The 24,044-nt window shown below is 68.6% G+C and carries 25 protein-coding genes; 6 read left to right on the top strand and 19 right to left on the bottom strand.

The genetic code is table 11. The features are described 5' to 3' along the window. Positions 1–24 precede the first annotated feature (24 nt). On the bottom strand, positions 25–2,928 hold the full coding sequence (locus N1032_RS16865) for an MMPL family transporter (protein WP_259540345.1): 2,904 nt from the start codon (positions 2,926–2,928) through the stop codon (positions 25–27). A 30-nt stretch (positions 2,929–2,958) separates the two neighbouring features. Beyond that, positions 2,959–4,233 (bottom strand): ATP-dependent DNA helicase, encoded by a 1,275-nt coding sequence (locus tag N1032_RS16860; protein ID WP_259540344.1) that lies wholly within the window; start codon positions 4,231–4,233, stop codon positions 2,959–2,961. Between the two features lie 89 nt (positions 4,234–4,322). Between N1032_RS16860 and N1032_RS16855 the strand changes: the two genes are divergently transcribed. Further along, positions 4,323–5,354, top strand: a complete 1,032-nt coding sequence (locus tag N1032_RS16855; protein WP_259540343.1) for a hypothetical protein — start codon at positions 4,323–4,325, stop codon at positions 5,352–5,354. 1 nt (position 5,355) lies between these two features. On the opposite strand, the gene N1032_RS16850 is transcribed toward N1032_RS16855, so the two are convergent. From N1032_RS16850 to N1032_RS16785, 14 genes are all read right to left on the bottom strand, one after another. Then, complete coding sequence (locus N1032_RS16850) at positions 5,356–7,326, bottom strand: bifunctional copper resistance protein CopD/cytochrome c oxidase assembly protein (RefSeq protein WP_259540342.1); 1,971 nt, start codon at positions 7,324–7,326, stop codon at positions 5,356–5,358. Positions 7,327–7,412: 86 nt separating this feature from the next. Further along, positions 7,413–7,700, bottom strand: a complete 288-nt coding sequence (locus N1032_RS16845; RefSeq protein ID WP_022897485.1) for an HU family DNA-binding protein — start codon at positions 7,698–7,700, stop codon at positions 7,413–7,415. A gap of 104 nt (positions 7,701–7,804) precedes the next feature. Beyond that, a complete protein-coding gene (gene rpsN, locus N1032_RS16840) occupies positions 7,805–8,110 on the bottom strand; it encodes a 30S ribosomal protein S14 (RefSeq protein ID WP_259540341.1) in 306 nt (101 codons plus the stop codon). A 3-nt stretch (positions 8,111–8,113) separates the two neighbouring features. Then, on the bottom strand, positions 8,114–8,281 hold the full coding sequence (rpmG, locus tag N1032_RS16835) for a 50S ribosomal protein L33 (RefSeq protein WP_022897487.1): 168 nt from the start codon (positions 8,279–8,281) through the stop codon (positions 8,114–8,116). Then, positions 8,281–8,517: a 50S ribosomal protein L28 gene (gene rpmB, locus N1032_RS16830; RefSeq protein ID WP_259540340.1), complete on the bottom strand. Its 237-nt coding sequence runs from the start codon at positions 8,515–8,517 to the stop codon at positions 8,281–8,283. The genes rpmG and rpmB overlap by 1 nt, the downstream gene beginning before the upstream one ends. Before the next feature lie 160 nt (positions 8,518–8,677). Further along, on the bottom strand, positions 8,678–9,076 hold the full coding sequence (locus tag N1032_RS16825) for a Fur family transcriptional regulator (protein ID WP_259540339.1): 399 nt from the start codon (positions 9,074–9,076) through the stop codon (positions 8,678–8,680). Further along, entirely contained in the window at positions 9,073–9,933 is an 861-nt protein-coding gene (locus tag N1032_RS16820; RefSeq protein ID WP_259540338.1) for a metal ABC transporter permease, read from the bottom strand. Before N1032_RS16820 ends, N1032_RS16825 begins: the two co-directional genes overlap by 4 nt. Further along, positions 9,933–10,889: a metal ABC transporter permease gene (locus N1032_RS16815; protein ID WP_259540337.1), complete on the bottom strand. Its 957-nt coding sequence runs from the start codon at positions 10,887–10,889 to the stop codon at positions 9,933–9,935. The genes N1032_RS16820 and N1032_RS16815 overlap by 1 nt, the downstream gene beginning before the upstream one ends. Before the next feature lie 5 nt (positions 10,890–10,894). Further along, the gene (locus N1032_RS16810) at positions 10,895–11,734 is read right to left on the bottom strand and encodes a metal ABC transporter ATP-binding protein (protein WP_259540336.1); all 840 of its coding nucleotides are present in this window, start codon (positions 11,732–11,734) and stop codon (positions 10,895–10,897) included. Positions 11,735–11,738: 4 nt separating this feature from the next. Beyond that, positions 11,739–12,779 carry a metal ABC transporter substrate-binding protein gene (locus tag N1032_RS16805; protein ID WP_259540335.1) on the bottom strand — a complete coding sequence of 347 codons (1,041 nt, stop codon included), beginning with the start codon at positions 12,777–12,779 and terminating at the stop codon, positions 11,739–11,741. 62 nt (positions 12,780–12,841) lie between these two features. Further along, positions 12,842–14,245 carry a dihydrolipoamide acetyltransferase family protein gene (locus tag N1032_RS16800; RefSeq protein WP_259540334.1) on the bottom strand — a complete coding sequence of 468 codons (1,404 nt, stop codon included), beginning with the start codon at positions 14,243–14,245 and terminating at the stop codon, positions 12,842–12,844. Between the two features lie 33 nt (positions 14,246–14,278). Then, positions 14,279–15,301 carry an alpha-ketoacid dehydrogenase subunit beta gene (locus N1032_RS16795; RefSeq protein ID WP_259540333.1) on the bottom strand — a complete coding sequence of 341 codons (1,023 nt, stop codon included), beginning with the start codon at positions 15,299–15,301 and terminating at the stop codon, positions 14,279–14,281. Then, on the bottom strand, positions 15,298–16,422 hold the full coding sequence (locus N1032_RS16790; RefSeq protein WP_259540332.1) for a thiamine pyrophosphate-dependent dehydrogenase E1 component subunit alpha: 1,125 nt from the start codon (positions 16,420–16,422) through the stop codon (positions 15,298–15,300). The genes N1032_RS16795 and N1032_RS16790 overlap by 4 nt, the downstream gene beginning before the upstream one ends. 3 nt (positions 16,423–16,425) lie before the next feature. Continuing rightward, positions 16,426–17,511 (bottom strand): histidinol-phosphate transaminase, encoded by a 1,086-nt coding sequence (locus tag N1032_RS16785; RefSeq protein ID WP_259540331.1) that lies wholly within the window; start codon positions 17,509–17,511, stop codon positions 16,426–16,428. Positions 17,512–17,623: 112 nt separating this feature from the next. Here N1032_RS16785 and N1032_RS16780 point away from each other — a divergent pair, with 112 nt between their 5' ends. Both N1032_RS16780 and N1032_RS16775 read left to right on the top strand, forming a co-directional pair. Beyond that, positions 17,624–18,631, top strand: a complete 1,008-nt coding sequence (locus N1032_RS16780; RefSeq protein ID WP_259540330.1) for a TolB family protein — start codon at positions 17,624–17,626, stop codon at positions 18,629–18,631. Positions 18,632–19,016: 385 nt separating this feature from the next. Further along, positions 19,017–19,970: a cell wall-binding repeat-containing protein gene (locus N1032_RS16775; RefSeq protein WP_259540329.1), complete on the top strand. Its 954-nt coding sequence runs from the start codon at positions 19,017–19,019 to the stop codon at positions 19,968–19,970. A 19-nt stretch (positions 19,971–19,989) separates the two neighbouring features. Here N1032_RS16775 and N1032_RS16770 read toward each other — a convergent pair whose 3' ends face one another. Then, on the bottom strand, positions 19,990–20,580 hold the full coding sequence (locus N1032_RS16770) for a GNAT family N-acetyltransferase (protein ID WP_259540328.1): 591 nt from the start codon (positions 20,578–20,580) through the stop codon (positions 19,990–19,992). 50 nt (positions 20,581–20,630) lie between these two features. Between N1032_RS16770 and N1032_RS16765 the strand changes: the two genes are divergently transcribed. The 3 genes from N1032_RS16765 to purB all read left to right on the top strand — a co-directional run bounded on the left by N1032_RS16765 (position 20,631) and on the right by purB (position 23,077). After that, positions 20,631–21,032, top strand: coding sequence for a phage holin family protein (locus N1032_RS16765; RefSeq protein ID WP_259540327.1), 402 nt, complete (start codon positions 20,631–20,633; stop codon positions 21,030–21,032). Positions 21,033–21,132: 100 nt separating this feature from the next. Next, on the top strand, positions 21,133–21,663 hold the full coding sequence (locus tag N1032_RS16760; protein ID WP_259540326.1) for a low molecular weight protein-tyrosine-phosphatase: 531 nt from the start codon (positions 21,133–21,135) through the stop codon (positions 21,661–21,663). Positions 21,664–21,688: 25 nt separating this feature from the next. Further along, positions 21,689–23,077 carry an adenylosuccinate lyase gene (gene purB, locus N1032_RS16755; RefSeq protein ID WP_259540325.1) on the top strand — a complete coding sequence of 463 codons (1,389 nt, stop codon included), beginning with the start codon at positions 21,689–21,691 and terminating at the stop codon, positions 23,075–23,077. A 103-nt stretch (positions 23,078–23,180) separates the two neighbouring features. Here purB and N1032_RS16750 read toward each other — a convergent pair whose 3' ends face one another. Together N1032_RS16750 and N1032_RS16745 are read right to left on the bottom strand one after the other, a co-directional pair. Next, a complete protein-coding gene (locus tag N1032_RS16750) occupies positions 23,181–23,429 on the bottom strand; it encodes a DUF687 domain-containing protein (protein WP_259540324.1) in 249 nt (82 codons plus the stop codon). Continuing rightward, positions 23,426–24,007 carry a hypothetical protein gene (locus N1032_RS16745; protein WP_259540323.1) on the bottom strand — a complete coding sequence of 194 codons (582 nt, stop codon included), beginning with the start codon at positions 24,005–24,007 and terminating at the stop codon, positions 23,426–23,428. Before N1032_RS16745 ends, N1032_RS16750 begins: the two co-directional genes overlap by 4 nt. Positions 24,008–24,044 lie beyond the last annotated feature (37 nt).

Raw genomic sequence — 24,044 nt, 5'->3', positions numbered from 1 at the left:
AGGGAGGACAGGCGGGTCATGCGGTCACCTCTTCTCTGGGCTGGGAGACGGATTCTCTGGGCTGGGAGACGGATCGTCGGGGATGTCGCCGATGGGCGGTGGGGAGACGAGCTCAGCCGGCTGCAGCACGGGCTCGGGCACCGCCGGCGTGGGCCGCAACTCCACCACCACGACCGGCCGCACGCCCATCTCGAGGCGTGCTCCGTGGTGGGCCACGGCCACGGTGGTGCCGAGCGGCAGCGCCTGGTTCACGATGCTGAGCGCGTGCTGCAGGTGGGCGGTCGGCAGGCCGGTGCCGTCGATCGCCACGATTCTCGCCCTCGAGACCGCCGCGAGCGCGACCTGGTAGGTCCACTCGGCAGCCACAGCGGCGCCCCACAGATCGTCGAGCTCGTCACCGAGGTCGCGTCGGAGTCGTTCGAGCACGCTGAGGGCGCCCGGCGGCAGCGGCAGGCGCGCCGCCGCGGCCGGGTCGTCGGCCCCGACCGGCCGCACGACCAGCACGCTCTGCCGCCGGAGCGCCGATGCCTCGAACGGCAGCGGGCGATCGAGCACGCGAAGATGGCCCGAGAGCACACGCTGGCGGCCGGCCAACGCGGCGACGACGGCATCCGGATTCGTCGTGGCCGCGCCCGTGACGAGCACCAGGTCGCCCGCCCGCGCCTGCACGGTGACGGATGCCGCGGCGGCGGCGTCGACGACCGCTCGCTCGGCGGCCACCGCGAACGGCTGCCCGGCGTCGTCGAGCGGGCGCCATGCGGTCGCGTCGAGCATCTCGCGCACGCCCTCGCCCTCGAGGTCGACGTTCGGCAGCACGCGCCGAAGCGGCCCCGGCAGCGCCCACCCGATGCGCCCGAGCACCATCATGAGCGCCGGGATGAACGTCATGCGCACGAGGAACGCGTCGACGAAGACGCCGGCCGCGAGCCCGAGGGCGATCGGCTGCAGCACCGCGTTGCCGCCCGGCACGAACGACGCGAACACGGCGAACATGATGCAGGCCGCCGCGGTCACCACGCGCGCGGCCCCGATGAAGCCATGGCGCACGGCGACGTGCGGGTCGCCCGTCTTCACGAACTCCTCGCGCATGCGCGACACCAGGAACACCTGGTAGTCCATCGCGAGCCCGAACAGCACGGCCATCAAGAGGATGGGGAAGAAGCTGATCACCGGCCCCACCTTCGCCACACCGAACAGGTCGGCCAGCCAGCCCCACTCGAAGATCGCCGTCACGATGCCGAACGAGGCGCCCACCGACAGCAGGTAGCCGATCGTGGCCGAGATCGGCACGGCCAGCGAGCGGAAGACGATGGTGAGCAGGATGATGCAGAGCCCCACGACCACGACCGCGAAGGGCAGCAGGGCGTCGGCGAGCCGGGCCGACACGTCGATGCCGAGCGCGGTCGTGCCGGTCACCTGGTAGGTGAAACCGTTCTTCGCGTCGAACGCCGCAGCCTCGGAGCGGATGGTGTTCACGAGGTCTTCGGTCTGCACCGAATCGGGCGCGCTGGCCGGGATGATCGACACGATCGCCATGTCGGCGGTGGCGTTCGGCACGGCCTGACTCACCGACACCACGTCGTCGAGCCCCGTGAACTGGTCGTGGAGGGCGGTGAGGGCGCCATTGATGTCGAGGGTCTTGCTGATGTCGGCGGTCACGAGCAGCGGGCCGTTGAAGCCGGGCCCGAACCCCTCCGCCAGCAGGTCGTAGCCCTCGCGCGACTGCGAACCGACCGGGTCGTAGCCGGCGTCGGGCAGCGTGAGCCGCATCGACCCGGCCGGGAGGGCCACGATCACGAGCCCCATCACCACGACCGCGATGGTGATGACGGGTTTGGCCGTCACGAGCGCCACCCAGCGGGCGCCGAGGGTGCGGTGCGTGCCGTCGGCGGCGAGCTCTCGCTTCGCGGCCCGCGACGTGGGCTTCGGCGTCATCCGGCGGCCTAGCAGGCCCATGAACGCGGGCAGCAGCGTGAGCGCGACGATCACGGCGATCACCACCGAGATCGCCGCCCCCACCCCCATCACGGTGAGGAACGGGATCTGCACCACCGAGAGGCCGAGCAACGCGATGATCACGGTGAGCGCCGCGAACACCACCGCGCTGCCCGCGGTCGACACGGCCACCGCGGCCGATTCTTTCGGATCCATGCCCCGGATGAGCTGGGCCCGGTGTCGCGACACGATGAACAGGGCGTAGTCGATGCCGACCGCGAGGCCGAGCATGGTCGCCAGCAGGGGAGCGGTCGACGAGATGTCGACGAAGCCCGAGGCGATCGTGATGGCCGTGGTGGTGAGGCCGACGCCGATCACGGCGGTGACGAGGGGCATGCCCGCCGCCAGCAACGAGCCGAAGGTGAGCAGCAGCACGATGAAGGCCACGACGAGGCCGATCACCTCGGTGTAGTCGATGCCGGCCTCGGGAGGATCGGCCACGTTCGAATAGGCCACCGTCACGCCGCCCGTCGCGGCGGCGTCGCCGGCTGCGACCACGGCCTCGTCGTCGGCGGTGGTGAGCGAGGTGGTGGGCACGTCGTACTGGATGGTGGCGAACGCCATGCCGCCGTCGTCGGAGATCTGATTCTCGTCGCCGGAGTCGAACGGGCCGGCCACGCTCGTGACATGGTCGAGGGTGGTCAGGCTGGCGACGGATGCGTCGATCTGCGGTTCGAAGCCGGTGATGCTCTCGCCGTCGGGGGCGACGAAGATGACCTTCGCCGAGCCACCACTGGCCTGGGGAAAGCGCTGGTCGAGCATGTCGATCGCCTGCTGCGACTCGGTGCCCGGAATCTCGAACGACGTCGAGAGGGTGCCTCCGAGAACCTGCGCGCCGGTGATCGCGAGCCCGAGGATGACGACCCAGCCCACGATGACGGCGATGCTCCGTCGGGCGGCGAATCGTCCGATTCGATACAGCAGCGTTGCCATGAGCTCCCTCTCTTGTGAGAAGAGTAGTGGCTAGGCCGCCCCGCGCCTTCGCTGCATGAACTGCAGCACGGCCTGATCGACGATGATGTCGCTCGGCCGGAGCGGCCGCGTGAGATAGAGGCCCTCGAGCGAGGTGAGCCGGCTGAGCGCCACGTAGGTCTGCCCGGGGCTGAACACGCGTGACCCGAGGTCGACGATCGCCTCGTCGTAGGTCTGCCCCTGCGACTTGTGGATGGTGACGGCCCAGGCCAGCCTCAATGGGAACTGGGTGAACTCGCCGATCACCTCTTTGCTCAGCTGCTTCGACTCGGGCGCGTAGGAGTAGCGGTATTTCTCCCACGCCACCGGATCGACCTCGTGCACCTCGCCGTCGACGTCGACGAACACCGTGGAATCGATCTTCGTCACCGTGCCGACCGTGCCGTTCACCCAGCGCTGATCGGCGTCGTTGCGCAGGAACATCACCTGGGCGCCGACCTTGAGCTCGAGGTTCACGTCGGCCGGGTAGGTGCGGCCGCCGAAGTCGCCGCTGATCTCGGCCTTGGCACTGAGCACGCGGCCGGGCAGGCGGGCGAGCGCGCTCTGGTTGATGCGGTTCACGGCGTCGTTTCGGGTGGCCAGGGTGATGGCTGTCTCGGGAGCGGGGGATCGTGCGCCCGCGCCGTTCAGCGCATCCGCGATCTCCTTCGTGACCATGCCGAAGCGCACCGCGTTGAGCATGAACTTGAAGTCGTCGTCGTGCTGGCGATGGATCTCGGTGAGCTCGACGATGGCCAGGTCGGTCTCCTGCCAGACCTTGGCGTCGAAGAACCACATCGAGCGGTAGTGGTCGGCGAAGTAGGCGCGCTCGTCGCCGTCGCCCGGCACCGGCGCCAGCTGGTAGGGGTCGCCGAACAGCACCACCTGCACCCCGCCGAACGCCTCGAGCGGCCGCTGCCGGGCCTGGCGCAGCGACCGGTCGATCGCATCCATCAGGTCGGCGTTCACCATCGACACCTCGTCGATGACGAGCGTGTCGATGGTGTTCAGCAGCTTGCGCACCTCGGCGTTCTGCTCGATGTCGTGATCGGCGATGACCCCGATCGGCAGGCGGAACAGCGAGTGGATGGTCTGCCCGCCCACGTTCAGCGCGGCGACACCGGTAGGCGCCGAGATCACGAGTTGCTTCTCGGTGTTCCACGACAGGTGGTTGAGCAGGGTCGACTTGCCGGTGCCCGCCCGGCCCGTCACGAACACGTGCTTGCGGGTGCCCTCGATCAGCTCGAACACCCGCTGCTGCTCGGCAGAGAGAGTGGGGCGCACCATCGGGGGCAATCCTTTCGCGGGGGCGGAGGCAACACCCCAATGTACCTGCCGCGCGAGGCCCGGATCGGGGGCCCGCCTAAACTGTGCACATGAGTTCGGCGGACGGGGACGAGCGCACCGCGCTCCACCGCTCCATCGTGATCTGGGCGGGGATCTTCCTGCTGACGGTCGCGGCCGCGTTCTCGGCCGTCGGCATCCTGAACCGCGAGCTGTTCAGCGCCTCGGCGTTCGTGCGCATCTACCTCCACACGCTCGCGCAGCACGACGTCGCCGGCGCCCTCGACATGCCGGGGGTCGATCTCGCCACCGACGACGAGCCCGGCACCGGCGAGGCCGCCCTGGTGTCACCGGATGCGATCGGCACCGTCACCGACATCCACGCGGTGAGCGACACCGAGATCGCGCCGGGATGGCACCGCATCGTCTACTCCTACACACTCACCGGGCTCGATCAGCGCACGGCGCGAGGGCAGACGGAGTTCGACGTCGAGCAGAGCGGCACCAGCTGGCTGTTCTTTCCCGAGTGGCAGTTCCGTCGCGCGCCGACCGCGACGCTCGGCGTCACCGTCTCGCACGCGGGCGAGTTCACCGCCGGCACCGCCGAGGTGGCGACATCCGACCCCGCCGCCTTCCACGCCACCGAGCGCTACCAGGTGCTCGTGCCGAGCCTCTACGTGCTCTCGCACGACTCGGAGTACCTCGGGGCGAGGCCGGTGTCGGCCGCCGTCACCGCCACCTCGAGCACGGTGAGCGCGATCGTCGACGTGCAGCCGACCACCCGCTTTCTCGACCGGGTGCAGAACACGGTCGACGACTTCCTCGACGACTGCGCCGCCCAGCCGGTGCTCTATCCGCCCGGCTGCCCGTTCGGGCAAGACGTCAACGACCGCATCGCCTCCGACCCGGCCTGGTCGATCGAGCACTACCCGACGCTCACGATCCTGGCCGGGCAGAACACCTGGGTGGTGCCGAACGCCGCGGGCAGCGCACGCATCGCGGTCGACATCCGCTCGCTCTACGACGGAACCGTGACCACGCTCGACGCGTCGGTGCCGTTCGACGTGACCTTCTCGCTCAGCATCCAGCCCGACAACTCGATCACGTTCGCCCCGCGGGCCTGACTCATCTCGACTGGCCGTCGTGCGCGGCGAGCCGCTCGAGCATGGCGTTGTACTCGCCGAGCTCGGCCTCGCCCGTGCGGTCGGCGTTGCGGTCGCGCCGCTTCGTCTCCTTCTTGTCGCTGCGGCTCCATTGCACCGCCACGACGAGGGCGAGGATGAAGGTGGGGATCTCGCCGATGCTCCACGCGATGCCGCCGCCCGACTGCTGGTCTTCGATCGCGCTCGGCCCCCACGCCCGCCCGGTGGCGCCGAGCCAGTCCGAGAGCAGCAGCCCGGTGCCGCTCATCAGCGCGAGACCGAAGAAGGCGTGGAAGGCCATCGTGCCGAGCAGCAGCAGCAGCCGGAACGGGTAGGGCAGCTTGTAGGGCACCGGGTCGATGCCGATCAGGGCCTGCACGAACAGGTAGCCCACGATCAAGAAGTGCACGATCATCCACTCGTGCCCGATGTGGTCTTCGGTCGCCCAGCGGAACAGCGGGGTGTAGTAGAAGGCCACCAGGCTCGTGGCGAACAGCACGCCGGCGACGATGGGGTTGGCGATCACCGTCGCCACCTTCGAGTGCACGGCGAGCAGGATCCACTCGCGCATGCCGCGGCTGCCGTCGTCGCGCTTGCGGATGGCGCGGAGCGCCAGGGTGACGGGCCCGGCGGGCACGAGCAGCAGCGGCACCGCCATGCTGAGCGTCATGTGGCCGAACATGTGCGCGCTGAACAGGAACTTCTCGTAGACGTTCAGCCCGCCGTTGGTGACGTAGAACAGCAACAGGATGCCCGCAATCCAGAACACCGTGCGATACCACGGCCACCTGTCGCCGCGGCGGTGCAGTCGCACGACGCCCGCGGCGTAGAAGAAGATGGCGAAGGCGCACACCAGCACCCAGATCAGGTCGAAGTTCCACTGCGTCAGGAAGTTCTCGACGGTGAGCTCGGGCGGCAGCGGCGAGCCGGTGAGGATCTCGGCGGCCGTCGGCGTGGTCGGCACCGTCTCGGGCACCGGGGTGGCGGTGCGGGCCAGGGCCGCCGCGAAGCCGGTCGCGATGCCCATGAAGCCGAGTTCGGCCACGATCAGCCACCAGAAGTGCCGGCGCCGCCCGGTGTCGCCGAGCTTCTTGATGACGTATCGGCGGTGCAGGGCGCCGAACACGCCGAGGGCGATGAGCGCGCCCACCTTCACCAGCACGAGCAGCCCGTAGGGGGTCAGCAGCCGGTCGAGCGAGCCGATCCGCAGTTCGGCACTGACATAGCCGGATGCCGCCACCACCACGAAGCACACGATGGCCACGCTCGAGTACCGCCCGACGATGTCGACGAGCCGGGTGTTGTCGAGCTGGCGGCTGAGCAGCGCGATCACCACGAGCCCGCCCAGCCAGGCGGCGGCGAAGATGAGGTGCAGCCCGAGGGCCGTGATGGCCGCGTCGTGGCCGGTGGCTCCGGCGGCGTGGCCCTGCTGCGCCATCGGCACGAGGGAGGCCACGGCGACGAGCCCCACGAAGAAGAGCGCCGTCTGGTTGCGCACCGCGAAGCAGAGCACGGTGACGACCGCACCGATCAGCGTGGTCTGCAACCAGGCCTGGCCGAGGGCGATCTGGGTGAGGAACTGCCCGAGGCCCTGGCTGAAGGCGTCGTCGAAGCTGAGCGCACGCGCCGTCACGCTGAGGTAGCTGAAGAACCCGGTGAACGCGGCGGCGACGGTGAAGACCGCGGCCGAGCCGGCGGCGACGTCGAGCGACCGTCCGTAGGCGGGCGTGTCGGCGGGAATGGCGAACAGCACCAGGCCGATGGCCCCGATCATGCCGGCCGCCGAGATGTTGACGACCATCGACGAGATCGGCAGCCCGAAGCGCACGACGGCGCCCGGGTCTTCGAGCAGCTGCGGTGCGGCGCCACCACCGATCGCGAGCGCTGCGAGGAGTGCGACGAAGGCAACGGCCACCAGCGTGGCCGGCCCGGTGATGCGAACGACTCTCAGCACCTCATTACCTTACGCGTCGGTTCCTGGGCTTAAACACGGAAGGGCGACGACCGAAGTCGTCGCCCTTCCGGCGTCTGGCGGGGCTACTACTTGGCAGCAGCCTTCAGCTTCGAGCCGGCCGAGATCTTCACGGAGTGGCCCGCGGGGATCTCGATGGTGGCGCCGGTCTGGGGGTTGCGGCCGGTGCGGGCAGCACGCGAGGTGCGCTCGACAGCGAGCCAACCCGGGATCGTGACCTTGGTTCCCGAGGCAACCGAGTCGGCCAGCGTGGAGAAGAGAGCGTCAAGAACCTCGTTGACGGAAGCCTGCGTCTGGCCGGAAGCGGCGGCGACGGCTGCGACGAGCTCGGTCTTGTTGAGTGACTTGTCAGCCATTTAAGGTGTCCTCCTCGGACCTTTTCGCTACGGGTGTAGCTGTTTACATGGAACGGTCCCGGCCACCAGGGCCAGTTCGGTTGGTCGGTACGACCGTGGGTAATTTACCAGCTGGACTTCGTAATGCCCGGCAATTCGCCCCGGTGCGCCATATCGCGGAAACGCACACGCGAGATGCCGAACTTCGTCAGCACACCACGGGGGCGGCCGTCGACGGCGTCGCGCGAGCGCACGCGGATGGGCGATGCGTTGCGGGGCAGCTTCTGCAGGCCGAGGCGGGCGGCTTCGCGCTCGTCGTCGGTCGATGCGGGGTTGACGAGGGCCTTCTTCAGCTCGAGGCGCTTCGCGGCGTACCGCTCGACGATGACCTTGCGCTGTTCGTTACGGGCGATCTTGCTCTTCTTAGCCATGTGTTACCGCTCCTCTCGGAAGTCGACGTGCTTGCGGATGACCGGGTCGTACTTCTTCAGCACGAGACGGTCGGGGTCGTTGCGGCGGTTCTTCTTGGTCACGTAGGTGTAACCGGTGCCTGCCGTCGAACGGAGCTTGATGATGGGACGGACGTCTTGCTGCTTTGCCATTAGATCTTCACCCCACGAGCGAGAATGTCTTTGACCACGGACTCGATGCCACGGGCGTCGATGACCTTGATGCCTTTGGCGGACACGTTGAGGGTGACGTTACGGCGAAGCGACGGCACGTAGTACGTCTTCTTCTGAACGTTCGGGTCGAAGCGGCGCTTGGTGCGCCGGTGCGAGTGCGAGATGTTGTGACCGAAGCCGGGAACGGCTCCTGTCACTTGGCACACTGCTGCCATTGTTTCCTCCATTGGTTACCGTGAGACGAGTGCCTCACCCAAGATAACTTGTCGGCAAGGTGCGCCATTTCGGGCACCTCACAATGGGCGGAGGATTCCACCCAACCTGGCTATCTTAGGCCAGGCGCCTCGTCACGGCAAATCAGCCCTGTGACGGCGATCAAGATGCGGCGGGCACCGTCGGCACGCACGCCGAGCAGAACCCGAAGATGTCGACCACGTGCTCGGGCCGGCTGAAACCGTGCAGGCTCGCGGTCTTCTGCGCCCAGGCCTCGACCTCGTCGGCCTCGATCTCGATCGTGAGCCCGCAGCTGCGGCAGATCAGGTGATGGTGATGCGCCATCGAGCACGCCCGGTAGAGCGCCTCGCCCTCGGGCGACTGCAGCGAGTCGGCCTCGCCCTCCTGGGCCAGATCGGCGAGGGCGCGGTAGACCGTCGCCAGGCCGATCTGCGACCCGGAGCCCTTGAGCGACGAGTGCAGGCCCTGCGCGCTGACGAACCCCATCTGGGTGCCGAGCGCGCTGCGCACGGCTTCGCGCTGCCAGGTGTTCCTCTTCACGGCCGCACCACCTCACTCACCACGGGCATCCCGGCCGGGGACGCGCCTTCCCCCGCCGATCGACTCAACCGTAGCTGGCGAAGCTTCGAGATTCCTAGGGCGAGCACGAAGAACACAGCGGCCGTGAGCGAAACGGCGGCGCCGGCCGCGACGCCGAGCGACCGCGACGCGAGCACGCCGATCACGCCCGAGAGCGCCCCGATCACCGGCGCGATCACGAAGATCTGGGTCGTCGTGCGCGCCACCAGCCGGGCCGCGGCGGCCGGCGCAGCCACCAGGGCGAGGGCGAGGATGGCGCCGATCGCCGGCATCGTGGTGACCACCGTGATCACGATCAGGCCGAGGGTGACGACCTCGATGACCCACTCCCGGTAGCCCGCCACCCGGAAGCCGAGCGGATCGAGGGTCGAGAACAAGATCTCCTTGCCGGTCAGCAGCAGGGTCACCACCGCCACCAGCAGCACGACGACCGCCGCGACGAGGTCGGCGTCGGTGGTGGTGAGGATCGACCCGATCAGATAGCTGTCGACGTGGATCGGCAGGTCGGGAAAGAACGCCTGCAACCACACGCCGAGCGCGAACCCCGCGGTGAGCACGACTCCGGATGCCACCTGCGAACCCTGCCGGCCCACTCGGCCGATCAGGGTCATCGCCACGATCAGCACCACGCTCGAGGCGACGGCTCCGATCATGATGTTCACGCCGAGCGCCGCGGCCAGCACGGCGCCCGGGAAGGTGGCGTGGGTCAGCGCCTGCGTGAAGAACGCGCGGCGGCGCAGCACGACGACCGCGCCGACCAGCCCGCAGAGCACCCCGATCACGATCGCGATGAGCAGTGCCCGCTCGAAGTACCCCATCAGAGCACCGCCCCAGCGCCGCGGTGATGGTCATGGTCGTGGTGCAGCCGGTCGTCGACCTCGTCGCCGAGCTCGCGAGAGGGCACCGGCGCACCCGCCCGCCGTCGTGCCGCGGCATCCGTCACCACCCGGCCGACCAGCACCACGAGGTAGGCGGCCACGATCGTGAGCACCACGGTGGCCCCGCTCGGCGCCGTGATGCCGGCGTCGACGCTCAGCGCGAACGACAGGCAGAGGCCGATCCAGCCGAAGAGGGCGGCGAACGCGGCCGCGATGGCGAAGATGGCGCCGAGGCGGCCCGCCACCAGACGGCCGACCGCGCCCGGCACGATCAGCACGGCGAGCACGAGCAGGTTGCCGACGGCGTTCGAGGCGGCCACCACCACGAGGGCGATCGCCACGTTGAGCACCAGGTCGAGCGCGAGCACCCGGTAGCCGGCCGCCGCCGCTCCGTCGGCGTCGAACGCGCGGAACACCTGGCCCTTCAGGGTCACCACCACGAGCGCCAGCGCGATGCCGCACACCACGATCGTCTGCACCAGGTCGGCGTCGGTGACCGTGAGCAGGCGGCCGAAGAGCAGCTGATCGAGTTGGCCCACGTAGTCGCTCTGGGTCGACACCACGATGATGCCGATCGAGAACATCGCGGTCAGCACGATCGCGGTCGAGGCGTCCGACGTCGCCGCTCGGCGCGCGAGCAGGGTCAGCACCACCGCCGCCGCCACGGCCGCCACCACCGCGCCCACGTAGAGTCCGCTGCGACCGGCCACCACGAAGCCGATCACGAGGCCCGGAAACACGGCGTGCACCAGCCCGTCGCTGACGAACTCGAGCGAGCGCAGGTTCACCAGCACCCCGATGAAACCCGCGACCACGCTCAGCACCAGCAGCACCCCGAGCGCCTTCGCCATGAACGGCAGGGCGAACGGGGTGAACAAGAAGTCGACGACATCCATGATCGTCAGCGGCTTCCGTCGGGCCCGGGGGCGGCGGCTCCGGATGCCCCGGACCCGTCGGTCGCGGGAGGCACCCGTTCGACCACGCCCGTCCACGCCGGCACCCCCTGGGCGCCGATCTCGACGTCGCTGAAGGTGTTGTGCACGTTGGGCAGGGTGAGCACGCTCTCGCGGTCGCCGAACGCGACCTGCCGCCCGTTGAGCAGCAGCACCCGGTCGCAGACGCGGCGGGCGAGGTCGAAGTCGTGCGTCGACACGAGTACGGCGACCCCGTCGCGCTTCAGCTCGAGCAGCGTGGCGATGAGGGCCGCACGGTTGGTCTGGTCGAGGCCGTTGAACGGTTCGTCGAGCAGCAGCAGCTTCGGTCGCGACACGATAGAGCGGGCCAGGATGCCGCGCTGCTGCTGACCACCCGACAGGTCGCCGAACCGCACCCGCGCGCGTTCGGTGAGGCCGACTGCCGCGATCGCCGAGGCGACGGCGGCGCGGTCGGCGGCACCCGGCATCCGGAACCAGCCGATGGAGCGGTAGCGGCCCATCATCACGACCTGCTCGAGCGTGACCGGGAACTGCGGGTCGAGGTCGTCGTGCTGCGGCATGTAGCCGATGCTCGAGGCGTAGCGGCGCAACGAGGTGAGTCCGGCGACCTCGATCGAGCCCGCCACGAGTGGCACGGTGCCGAGGATGCCCTTGAGCAGGGTCGACTTTCCGGCGCCGTTCGGGCCGATGAGGGCCACCGCCTCGCCGGGCGCCACCTGCATCGTCACCCCCTCGAGCGCGATGCGGGCGCCGTAGGCGAACGAGGCGTCGTGCAGCCGCAGCACGGGGGCGGCACGCTCGGTCATCGCGTCAGTCTTCCAGGTCTGCCGGCACCGCGCTCGGGGTGGCGCCCCACGACGAGAGGATCACGGTGGCGTTGTGCAGCTGCGAGGCGATGTAGGTCGCGCCGTCGCTGCCGGCCGGGCCGAGCGAGTCGCCGTAGAGCGCCTCGTCGCCCGAGTAGACCTTCACCCCGGCTTCGGCGGCGATCGTGTCGGCCGCCTTGGGCGAGATCGACGCCTCGGAGAAGATGGCTTTCACGCCGGTCTGCTTCACCTTCGCCACGAGCGCGTCGATCTCGGCGGCGCTCGGTTCGGCGTTGTCGTCGAAGCTCGGAATGATCGAGCCCACGTAGGTGATGCCGTAGGCCGACACGAAGTAGCCGAAGGCGTCGTGGTTCGACACCAGCAGGCGCTCCTCGGCGGGCACCTGGTCGATGTTGCTGCGGATCCAGTCGTCGAGCTCGGTCAGTCTGCCCTGGTAGGCCGAGGCGTTCGCGGCGAACGCGGCCTCTTGAGCCGGGCCGGCCTTTTCGAGGCCGTCGGCGATGTTCTGCACCATGATGACGGCATTGGAAGGGTCGGTCCAGATGTGCGGGTTGCCGGCCGCGTGGTCGTGGGCGTCGTCGTCGGTGTGGGCGGTCTCGTCGTCGTGGCCTTCGTCGTGCCCTTCCTCGTGCTCTTCCTCATCGGCCGCGTCGTCGGTGAGCGCGATGCCGGTGCTCGAGTCGATGGTGACGCCGTCGAAGCCCGACGCCGAGATGGCGTCGTCGAGCCACTCCTCGAGGCCGGCGCCGTTCACGACGAGCACGTCGGCCGAACCGAGGGCCGCGAGGTCGGCGGGCGACGGGTCGTAGCTGTGCGCGCTCTGATTCGGCTGGATGAGCTGCGTGACGGATGCCGCCGACCCGGCCACCTCGCGGGTGAAGTCGGCCACCTGGGTCGTGGTGGCCACCACCGAGAGGCCGTCGGCAGCAGGGGTGGAGCCCTGCGAGGGCGACGACGCGCACCCGGCGAGCGCGAGGGCGGCAGCCGCGGCCAGGGCGGGCAGGAGGAGGACGTGCTTCTTCACGTGTGGAGCCTGTCTGATTCGGGGACGGCTCCACGTTAGCTAATTGATAATGATTTTCAAAATCAGTCGAGCAGCAGTGCCGGCTCCTCGATGATCGATGCCACGTCGGCCACGAACCGGCTCGCGACGTCGCCGTCGACCACGCGGTGGTCGAAACTCGCGCCGATGGTGGTGACGAACCGCGGCCGCACCTCGCCGTCGACGACCCACGGCTTCTGCTTGATCGTGCCGAGGGCGACGATCGCCACCTCGCCGGGGTTGAGGATGGGGGTGCCGGTGTCCATGCCGAACACGCCGATGTTGGTGACCGTGATGGTGCCGTCAGCCATGTCGGCCGGCGAGGTGCGGCCCTCGCGCGCGGTGAGCGTCAGCTTCTCGAGCGACTCGGCGAGCCTCAGCATCGAGAGGTCGTGGGCGTCTTTCACGTTCGGCACGATCAGGCCGCGCGGGGTGGCCGCGGCCACGCCGAGGTTCACGTAGTTGCGCACGATGATCTCCTTCTCGGTGAACGCCGAGTTGACCATCGGGTTGCGCCGCACCGCCCAGATGATGGCCTTCGCCATGATGAGCAGCGGCGACACCTTGACCCCCGCGAAGTCGGGCGAGGTCTTGAGCCGCTTGACGTATTCCATCGTGCGCGTGGCGTCGACGTCGACGAACACCGACACGTGCGGGGCGGTGAACGCGCTCGCCACCATCGCCTTGGCGATCTGCTTGCGCACGCCCTTCACCGGAATGCGCTCCTCGCGCACCGGCGCCCACTGCGGGGTCTCGATGTTGTGGAACACCTTGGCCTGATCGGCGTGACGGATGACGTCGTCGCGCGTGATGTCGCCGATCACGCCCGTGGGGGTCACTTCGTTGAGGTCGACGCCGAGGTCTTTGGCGAGCTTGCGGATGGGCGGCTTCGCGATCACCGGCACGCCGGGGATGGGCTGATGGATGCGCGCGAGCCGCTGCGTCGGGCGCTTCGCCTCGGGCGCCTCGCCGATGGCGGGCACCGCGGCGCGGGCGCCGGCGCGACCGGTGCGGCGGCTGGCCACCTGTCCCTTGATGCCGTAGCCCACGAGCACGGCCCCGGGCTTCTCCTCGTCGCGCGCGACCTTCTCAGCCGTCGACGCGAGCGTCTGCGTGGCGGTGAGGTCGGCGGCCGCGGCGACGGCCGGGGCGGCCGGCGGCAGGTGGTGATCGACCACGGGGGGCGGCGGCGGCGCTTCCTGCCCGTCGGTGGCGGTGACGGCGATGATCGCGGTGCCGACATCCACGGTCGTGCCCTCGTCGACGAGAAGGCCCTCCACCGTGCCGGCGAACGGCGACGGCAGCTCGACGAGCGACTTGGCGGTCTCGATCTCGACGATCACCTGGTTGATCTCGATGGTGTCGCCGGGGGCGACCTTCCACGAGACGATCTCGGCCTCGGTCAGGCCCTCACCGACATCCGGCAGGTGGAACTGCGACGTGGTCATGCGCTGATCTCCTTCTGGTCGTTCACGCGCACGTCAGTACGCCATCGCCCGGTCGACTGCCTCCATGACGCGGTCGGCGTCAGGCAGGAACAGCGTCTCGAGTTTCGCGGGCGGAAAGGGCGTGTCGAAGCCCGAGACCCGCAGCACCGGGGCCTGCAGCGAGTAGAAGGCGCGCTCGCCCACGGTGGCGGCGATCTCCGAGCCGACGCTCGCGAAGCCGGGGGCTTCCTGCGCCACCACCAGGCGGCCGGTCTTCGACACGGAGTCGATGATCGGGCCGTAGTCGACGGGGCTGAGCGAGCGCAGGTCGATGACCTCGGCGCTCACGCCTTCTTCGGCCGCGATCTCGGCGGCCTGCATGAGAACACTCACCATCGCGCCATGGGCGAGCAGGGTGACATCCGTTCCCGTGCGCACCACGCGGCTGGCGTGCAGCGGCGCGGCGGTGCCGGCGAAGTCGACCAGGCCCTTGGGCCAGTAGCGGCTCTTGGGCTCGAAGAACATGACGGGGTCGTTCGAGGCGATGGCCTCCTGGATCATCCAGTAGGCGTCGTTGGGGGTCGACGGGCTCACGAGTCGCAGGCCCGCGGTGTGCGCAAAGTAGGCCTCGGGGCTCTCCTGGTGGTGCTCGACGGCGCCGATGTGGCCGCCGTAGGGCACCCGCACCACGACGGGCATCGAGAACGCGCCGCCGCTGCGGTTGGTCAGCTTGGCCAGCTGCGAGGTGATCTGGTCGAAGCCGGGAAAGATGAAGCCGTCGAACTGGATCTCGCACACCGGCCGGTAGCCCGCCATCGCGAGCCCGATGGCCGTGCCGATGATGCCCGACTCGGCGAGCGGGGTGTCGACCACGCGGTCTTTGCCGAACTCGGCCTGCAGGCCCTCGGTCACCCGGAACACGCCGCCGAGCGGGCCGATGTCCTCGCCCATCAGCAGCACCTTGGGGTCGTCGGCGAGCGCCTGGCGAAGGCCGGCGTTCAGCGCCTTGGCCATCGGCAGCTCTTCGACGCGGGCGGCGGGGCGCGCGGCGGGCGCGCTGGTCTCGATGGAACTCATGCCTGCTCCTCTTCGAACATCGCCTCGTAGCGTTCGAGCCAGAGCTTCTGCTCCTGCATCACGGGGTGCGGCTCGGAATAGACGTTGTCGAACATCGTGGCGGGCGCGGGCGGCGTGAGCGCCAGCGTGCGATGCCGGATGTCGGCCGCGAAGTCCTCGGCCTCGATGCGCACCTCGTCGAAGAACGTGTCGCCCTCGCCGAGCGAGCGCAGGTACTTCTCGAACCGGATGATCGGGTCGCGCGAGACCCAGAAGTTGTGCTGCTCGAGGTCGTGGTACTTGGTGGGGTCGTCGCTCGAGGTGTGCGCGCCGATGCGGTAGGTGAGGGCCTCGATGAATTGCGGGCCCTTGCCGCTGCGGGCGTCGTCGAGGTGCTTCGCGCTGACCGCGTAGCTCGCGAGCACGTCGTTGCCGTCGATCTGCACGCTCGGGATGCCGAAACCGCGCGAGCGCAGATAGAGCGGAGTGCGCGACTGCACCGTGACCGGCACCGAGATCGCCCAGTGGTTGTTCTGCAGGAAGAAGACGTTGGGCGTCTGGCTGGAGGCCGAGAACACGAACGCCTCGCTGACGTCGCCCTGCGAGGTGGCGCCGTCGCCGAAGTAGCAGAGCACCGCGGCATCCACGTCGTCGTCGCCGGTGCCGACCACGCCGTCGCGCTGGAGGCCCATGGCGTAACCGGTGGCGTGCAGGGCGTGCGAGCCGATCACGAGGGTGTAGCCGTGGAAGTTGCCGTTGGTGGGGTCGGTCGGGTCCCAGCCGCCGTGGGTGTTGCCGCGCAGCAGTTCGACGACCGCGAGCATGTCGATGCCCCGGATGAGGCCGACCGCGTGCTCGCGGTAGGAGGGGAAGATGTGGTCCTGCGGCTTGGCGGCGAAGGCGGAGCCGACCTGGGCGCCCTCTTGACCGTGGCTCGGAACCCAGAGGCCCATCTGCCCCTGGCGTTGCAGGTTGGTGCCCTCTTGGTCGAAGCGTCGCACGATCGCCATCTGGCGGTAGAACTGCCGCAGGTCGTCGTCGGTCAGCCGGTCGAGGTAGGAGGAGTACTCCCCGGCGGATTCGGTGGGGGCGAGTTCGCCCTCTGCGGAGAGGAACTGAACCGTGGGCGTGGTGTCTGACACCTGCTACCTCCCGATGATCTCTTGCGAAGCGTATAGGAGTTTCTGCACAGACTCCTCCTCGCCGATCGTGACTCTCACGCCGTCGGGGAGGTAGGCGCGGGCGATGATGTCGTGCGAACGGAACACCGCCATCGCCTCGTCGGTGCGGGCCCCGGTGGGGAACCAGACGAAGTTGCCGTGGGGGCGGGGAACATCCCACCCCTGCTCGACGAGCGCGTTCCAGACCTGGTCGCGCCGAGCGACGATGTTCGCGACCCGCTCGTGCAGTTCGTCGGCGCGATCGAGCGAGGCCACGGCCGCGGTCTGGGCGTGGTCGGTGAGGCTGAGCGGCATCACGGTGGTGCGGGCGGCGGCGAGCACGGCGGTCGGGCCGATGCCGTAGCCGATGCGCAGGCCCGCAAGGCCGTAGGCCTTCGAGAAGGTGCGCAGCATGACGAGATTGGGGTAGCGGCGCACGAGCTCGCGGCCCGACACCGCTTCGGGGTCGGTGACGAACTCGGCGTAGGCCTCGTCGAGGATGACGAGCACGTCGCTCGGCACCGCGGCCATGAACACCTCGAACTCGGTTTTGGTGACGACGGCCGAGGTGGGGTTGTTGGGACTGCACACGATCACGAGGCGGGTGCGGTCGGTGACAGCGGCGGCCATCGCCACGAGGTCGTGCCGGTGATCGGGCGTGTTGGGCACGGGAACCGCGGTGGCGCCGGGCAGCACCGTCATCCACGGGTAGGCCTCGAACGACCGCCAGGAGTAGACGACCTCGTCGCCCTGGCCGGCGGCCGCGAGCGTGAACTGCACGAGCAGGGCCACGGATCCGGCGCCGACGATCACCTCGTCGGTCTCCACATCCCACGAGGCGGCGAGGCGCGCGGTGATCTCTCCCGCCGAGGCGTCGGGGTAGCGGTGCATCCGTCGCGTCACGGCGTCGACCGCGTCGAGCACCCCGGGCAGCGGGTCGAACGGATTCTCGTTCGACGACAGCTTGAACCCGGTGGCCGCGGCCTCGCCCTGCTTGTAGGCGGGCAACGCCACGATCTCGGGCCGCAGCCGCACGGGGCTGCCGGCCGGCGTCAGGGGAGCGGAAGTCATCCCTCCATCCTATTTCGCCCTACGAAAGCGCCTCGGGCATATGTCGGGCCCGCCACTCGTCTTCGGTCGATTCTCTTGGAGTATTCATCACTTTGGCCTACGATCTGCTTCCATGACCTATCCTCACTTATTCCGCTTGGCTTCTTCGGCGCGGGTTCTCGTCGTGACGGGAGCGGTGATCGCGGCGATCGCGGCCACGATCGTGGCGCCTGGCTCGGCCGCCCAGGCGGCGGCTCCCGGCCCATCGCAGACGCAACTGGTCAGCGTCACGCCGTCGACGCCGGCGACCGGTGGCAACCGGGCGAGCAGTGACAACGATGCAACCGGTGCACCATCGATTTCAGGCGATGGGCGTTATGTCGCCTTTTCGTCATTCGCAAGCGACCTCACCGCAACCGCGGTGCCCGTGGGCTCCAGCCAGATCTACTTGCGTGACACCGTCGCCGGCAGTACTCGTCTCATCAGCGCCAGCGCTGCCGGGGTCGCCGGAGATCGTCAATCCTTGTTTCCCTCGATTTCGGCCGACGGGAACCGGATCGCCTACGTGTCGTTCTCGACGAACATCACTCCCGGCTACACGGCGGGCCCACCACAAGCCCTCTTGTTCGACAGGGTCTCCGGGTTGACCACGGTCGTCAGTGTCTCGAACGCCTCGCCGCTCGTCCTCGGCGACGGAGCCACTCAAACCGTCGCGATCTCGGCCGACGGTGATGTCGTCGCCTTTGAATCGAATTCGACGAACCTCACGAACGATGACTCCCGCGGCCAGATCCAAGCGTTCACCCGCACGATCTCGACTGGAGTGACCGAAATGGTGAGCTTGGATACATCGTGGGCCGGGCCGGCCGGGGCCGAGAGCGGAGTGCTTACCGGGGCAGGGAGCCTCGCGATCAGTTCGGATGGCGGAATCGTCGCGTTCCTTTCATCGTCCAAGCTCTCATCCGTCGACAATCGAAGCTATTACGAGGTGTACCTTCACACACCAGGCTCTAGAACTCCAGAAATCGCCAGTCTTGACGTCGCGGGTCTGGCAGCGGCGAACGATCACGTCACGTACGTGTCTCTCCGGGGATGGTCGATTGGTGGCCTTCTCATCGAAGGCCACCAATCTGACTCCTGACTCAATGCGGGGGGGAACGACAGCGATCTTCGTGCGGGATCTACGCGCGCAGTCCACCCGGCTCGAATCGCGTGACTTCACAAACGCCTCACCGGCGGATTATGAGTCATTTGCCCCTGTACTCTCTGCCGATGGCGAGCACCTGATCTTCGTCACATCCTCGAAAAATCTCACGCGCGACGGCTCGACGTTCCCGACGGATCCGCCATCGCTACTGCAAGTCGTGAGTCGAGACCTGCGGATCGGCCAAAATGATGTGGTCAGTCGCCCGGTCTCAGGGTCAGGTGCAGGCGACCTCACTTCCGCTCGACCAGCCGTCAACAGCGACGGAACGTTCGTAGCCTTTGCATCACTTGCTCGTAATCTCGTCCCTGAATCCCTTCCTGTGAACGTCAGCCAGGTGTACGTGCGGAACACCGCCGCCTCGCACGACGTGATCCGCATCGGCGGTGCGGATCGCTATGACGTCTCCGCTGCGGTATCGGCAGATCGGTTCATGCCCGATCTTCTGAATAAGGTGTTCGTGGCTTCAGGTGCTGTCTTCCCCGACGCGCTCTCCGCTTCCGCAGCGGCCGGCGCTCTCGGCGGCCCCGTGCTTCTCGCGACTCGGGACGCTCTTTCCCCGACCGTGGAGGCGGAACTCACAAGGTTGACCCCCGACACCATCTACGTGCTCGGCGGGACGAATACCATCAGTGCTGCCGTCGAGGCGCGACTCAAGGACTTCGCCTCGGTGTCGGTGCAACGGCTCGGGGGCGCCGACCGGTTCGAGGTGTCGGCCGCGATCTCCGCAGCACTGTTCACGCCCATGGTGCCCGTCGCGTATGTCGCATCGGGCGAGACCTTCCCCGATGCCCTGTCGGGGTCCGCGGCCGCGGGTCAGGGGAAAGGGCCGGTGCTCCTGACCTCGAGAACCAGCACGTCGAAGGCGGTCACCGATGAACTGACGCGGCTTCAGCCGAAGAAGATCGTCGTGCTGGGTGGAGAGAACACCATCGCGAGCTCTGTGCTGACCTCCTTGCAGGCGGTCGCCCCGACATCGAGGATCGGCGGCGCCGACCGCTTCGAGGTGTCGGCCGCGGTGTCGGCGTCGGTCTTCGCGCCGAACACCGAGACGGTCTACGTCGCATCCGGAGCGGTCTTCCCCGACGCCCTGTCGGGTTCGGCGGCCGCGATCCGAAGCGGATCGCCTGTGCTGCTCGTGCTCAACGACCGCGTGCCCGCATCCGTCGCCGCAGAACTCCGGCGGCTGAAGCCGAACCGGGTTGTGCTCCTGGGAGGCACGGCGACGGTTTCCGACACCGTTATGAACGACCTCAAGGCGATCATCTCCGAGTGATGCTGGCGCGAGGCGAGGGCTAGCGGGCCGAGCCGCCGGCGCGGCCGGCCCGCCACTCGTCTTCAGTGAGGGCGAAGACGAGGTCGTCGGTCCACTCGCCCTTGAAGAAGGTGGCGCTGAGGTGCACGGCCTCCTGGCGCATGCCGAGGCGACGGAGCAGGCGAGCGGATGCCTCGTTGCGGGCGTCGAGGCGGGCGATCACGCGGTGCAGGCCGAAGCTCTCGAACGCGAGCTTGAGCACGGCGCGGGCGGCTTCGGTCGCGTAGCCGTGGCCGGCCATGTCGGCGGCCATCGCGTAACCGAGCTCGCCCCGGGCATCCGTCTCGCTGTCGTATTTGAGCAGCACCTCGCCGATCACGCGGCGCGTCTCGCGCACCTCCATCGCGAGCACCAGCCACTGGCCCGGCTCGAAGACGGTGCCCTGGCGAGTGCGGGAGGCGAGGGCTTCGCGCGTCTGCTCGGGGGTGCGCACCGGCCAGGGGATGTAGCGCACGACCTCGGGGTCGGAGTGGTAGATCGTGAGGTCGTCGAAGTCGCCGAGGCGGTGCGGGCGCAGGGCGAGGCGTTCGGTGAGAACGGGGTAGTGCGGCGCCCAGGGGATGTGGACCATGCAACGATTCTCTCTCGCGGCGGCGTGGCCGGAAGTGGGATAGTGAGTGCATGCGCAGATTCCTGGTGTCCCTGGTCGCGAACGCCATCGCCCTCTGGCTCACGACCCTGATCGTGGCGGGGGTGAAGGTCGACGCCTTCGGCACCGACGACGGCGTGCTCTCGACCGTGCTCACCTACCTGTTCGTGGCGCTCATCTTCGGTGTCGTCAACGGCATCATCGGCACGGTCATCCGGGTGGTCGCGTTCCCGCTCTACATCCTCACGCTCGGGCTGATCTCGCTCGTCGTGAACGCCCTCCTGCTGCTGCTCGCCGGCTGGATCTCGTCGCTGTTCGGCTTCGGCCTCACGGTCGACGGCTTCTGGTGGGCCGTGCTTGGGGCCCTCGTGCTCGCCATCCTCAGCGCGATCATCGGCGCCATCCTGCGGCCCCTCGCCGGCGACCGCCGCTAGCGCCCGACCACCGCAGGCAGCTCGCCACCGTCGGCATCCGACCACCGCAGGCAGCCCGCCGCCTACCGGCGCGCCGCCGCCGGGTGCGACAATGGGTTCCATGCCCCGCGACCCCGATGAGCCCCTCGACGGCGCGTTCCGCATCTGCATGGTGTGCACGGGCAACATCTGCCGGTCGCCGATGGCCGAGATCGTGCTGCGCGATCTGGTCGAGAAGGCGGGCCTCAGCGATCAGGTGATCGTGAGTTCGGCGGGCACGGGGGAGTGGCACGTCGGCGAACACGCCGACCCCCGAACGGTCGCCGCCCTCGAGTCGCACGGCTTCGACGGCCAGCAGCATCGGGCGCGGCAGTTCGACCCCGACTGGTTCGACTCGCTCGACCTCGTGGTGGCCCTCGACCGCAGCCACGAGCGCGTGCTGCGCTCCTGGGCACGCTCCGACGACGACCGGGCCAAGATCCGGTTGCTGCTGAGTTTCGATCCCGAGTTCGCGGGCCGCTCCGACGTGCCCGACCCCTACTACTCCGACGCCGCCATGTTCGACTCCGTGCTCAGCATGGTCGAGAAGGCCAGCCGCGGGCTGTTCCGTCAGCTCGAGCCGGCATTCCACCGGTCGCGCCTGGCCCTCTGACCACCCAATCCGACCGAAAGCCCGCATGTCTCCTCTGCCCCCTCAGCCCATCAGCCCCCTCGACGGCCGCTACCGCCCCGCCGTCGCCGAGCTCGGCGAGTTCCTCTCCGAAGCCGGGCTCAACCGGGCCCGCGTGCACGTCGAGATCGACTGGCTGCTCTACCTCACCGATCATTCGATGTTCGGTTCGCAGCCCATCGACCCCGAGCTGTCGCGCAAGTTGCGCAGCGTCATCCAGGATTTCGGTCAAGACGACATCGACCAGATCGCCGCGCTCGAAGCCACCACCAAGCACGACGTCAAGGCGGTCGAGTACTACGTGCGCCGCAAGCTCGCCGATCTCGGCCTCAACGAGATCGCCGAGCTCACCCACTTCGGCGCCACGAGCGAAGACATCAACAACCTCTCCTACGCGCTCACCATCCGCGAGGCCGTCACCGAGGTCTGGATGCCGGCCTTCGACGCCGTCATCGCCCGCCTCCGGGCCCTGGCCGTCGACCACCGCGACGACGCCATGCTCGCCCACACCCACGGTCAGCCGGCCACGCCCACCACCATGGGCAAGGAATTCGCGGTGTTCGTGCACCGGCTCGAGCGCGTTCGCGCTCAGATCGAGGGCACGGAATACCTAGGCAAGTTCTCGGGCGCCACCGGCACCTTCGCGGCCGACCTCGTGGCCGACCCGAGCGCCGACTGGCAGGCCGTGGCGCGCGGCTTCGTCACGTCGCTCGGCCTCACCTTCAACCCGCTCACCACCCAGATCGAGTCGCACGACTGGCAGGCCGAGCTCTACAACCGCATCAGCCATGCCAACCGCATCCTGCACAACCTGGCGACGGATGTCTGGACCTACATCTCGATGGGCTACTTCACCCAGATCCCCGTGGCCGGCGCCACCGGCTCGTCGACCATGCCGCACAAGATCAACCCCATCCGGTTCGAGAATGCCGAGGCCAACCTCGAACTCTCGAGCGCCCTGCTCGACTCGCTCGCGGCGACGCTGGTCACCTCACGCCTGCAGCGCGACCTCACCGACTCCACCACACAGCGCAACATCGGTGTGGCGCTCGGGCATTCGCTGCTCGCGCTCGACAACATCCGTGGCGGCCTGGGGCAGATCGCCCTGAACCGCGACGTGCTCGCCCGCGATCTCGACGAGAACTGGGAGGTGCTCGGCGAGGCCATCCAGACGGTGGTGCGCGCCGAGGTCACGGCCGGCCGCTCGTCGATCGCCGACCCCTACGCCCTGCTGAAAGAGCTCACCCGCGGCCGCCGCATCGGTCAGGCCGAACTGGTGGAGTTCGTCGAGGGCCTCGACATCGGCGACGACGCGAAGGCCCGCCTGACGGCGCTGACCCCCGCCGGCTACACGGGCCTCGCGAGCGCCCTGGTCGACCACATCGCCCCAGCATGACCCCGCCCCTGAACCCGACCCTCCTTCCGCCGAGTTGCGCCAAAATGCCCTTCTCCCCAGCACTGAAGGTCACTTTGGCGCAACTCGGCAGAGAGAGGCGGGGTTAGGAGTGGGGGGTGTCGCGGGGGTCGTCGTCGATCTCGTGCTGCTCGAGATCGTTGGGCTTGATCGACAGCGAGAACATCGCCATCACCACGAGCGTCACGATGAACGCGATGCCGAAGAACACCACGGCCAGAATCGGCTGCCGGGTCGACAGCAACACGACCAGCCCGACGAACACGGACAGCACGGCAGACAGAACGAGCAGTTCGACCGGCTTCAGCCGATCGCGCCTCGAGGGTTGGTTCACGATGTCTTTCTTGTGGTTCGGGTGACGGGCGCCGCCTGGGTGCCCCAGCGCAATGAGAGCCCCGCGATCACGAGGAACAGCCCGATGATGGCCGTGTAGGCGCCGAAGATTCCCACGGCGAACACCGGATCGGTGGGGAAGAAGATCAGCACCAGCGCGAACACCACCGTCAGTCCGCCCACCACGGCCCAGTCGCGCGAGGCGGGGTTCTTGGTGTTGCGGAGGCCGGCGTAGAGCTCGAGGAACCCGCAGATGGCCGAGTTCATGGTGGCGCAGAACAAGAAGAAGCCGAGCCCGCCCGAGTTGAAGCCCAGGGCGATCGCCCCGAACACGACACCGGAGATGCCCTGGATCACGAAGTTCACGCGCAGCGACCGCTCGGTGAGCGTGCGCCACGACAGTGCCCCGACGAGGATGCCCGACACGACCGCGAAGACGCCGTAGGCCAGCAGGCCGCTCTGCGCCGAATGGTTCGAGTTGAAGGTGATGACCAGCGCCGTGATCACGAACGGGATCGCCCGAGCCACGGGCACGCCCCAATAGGGCGACCGCGCAAGAGTGCGGGGTGAGTCGGTCACTCCGGGGGCCTCGATTCAGTGGGAACGCGTGCCTCTA

The sequence above is a fragment of the Herbiconiux daphne genome, assembly GCF_024979295.1.
GTDB classification, from domain to species: Bacteria; Actinomycetota; Actinomycetes; order Actinomycetales; family Microbacteriaceae; genus Herbiconiux; species Herbiconiux daphnes.
This window is presented reverse-complemented; position numbering and strand designations above follow the sequence as displayed.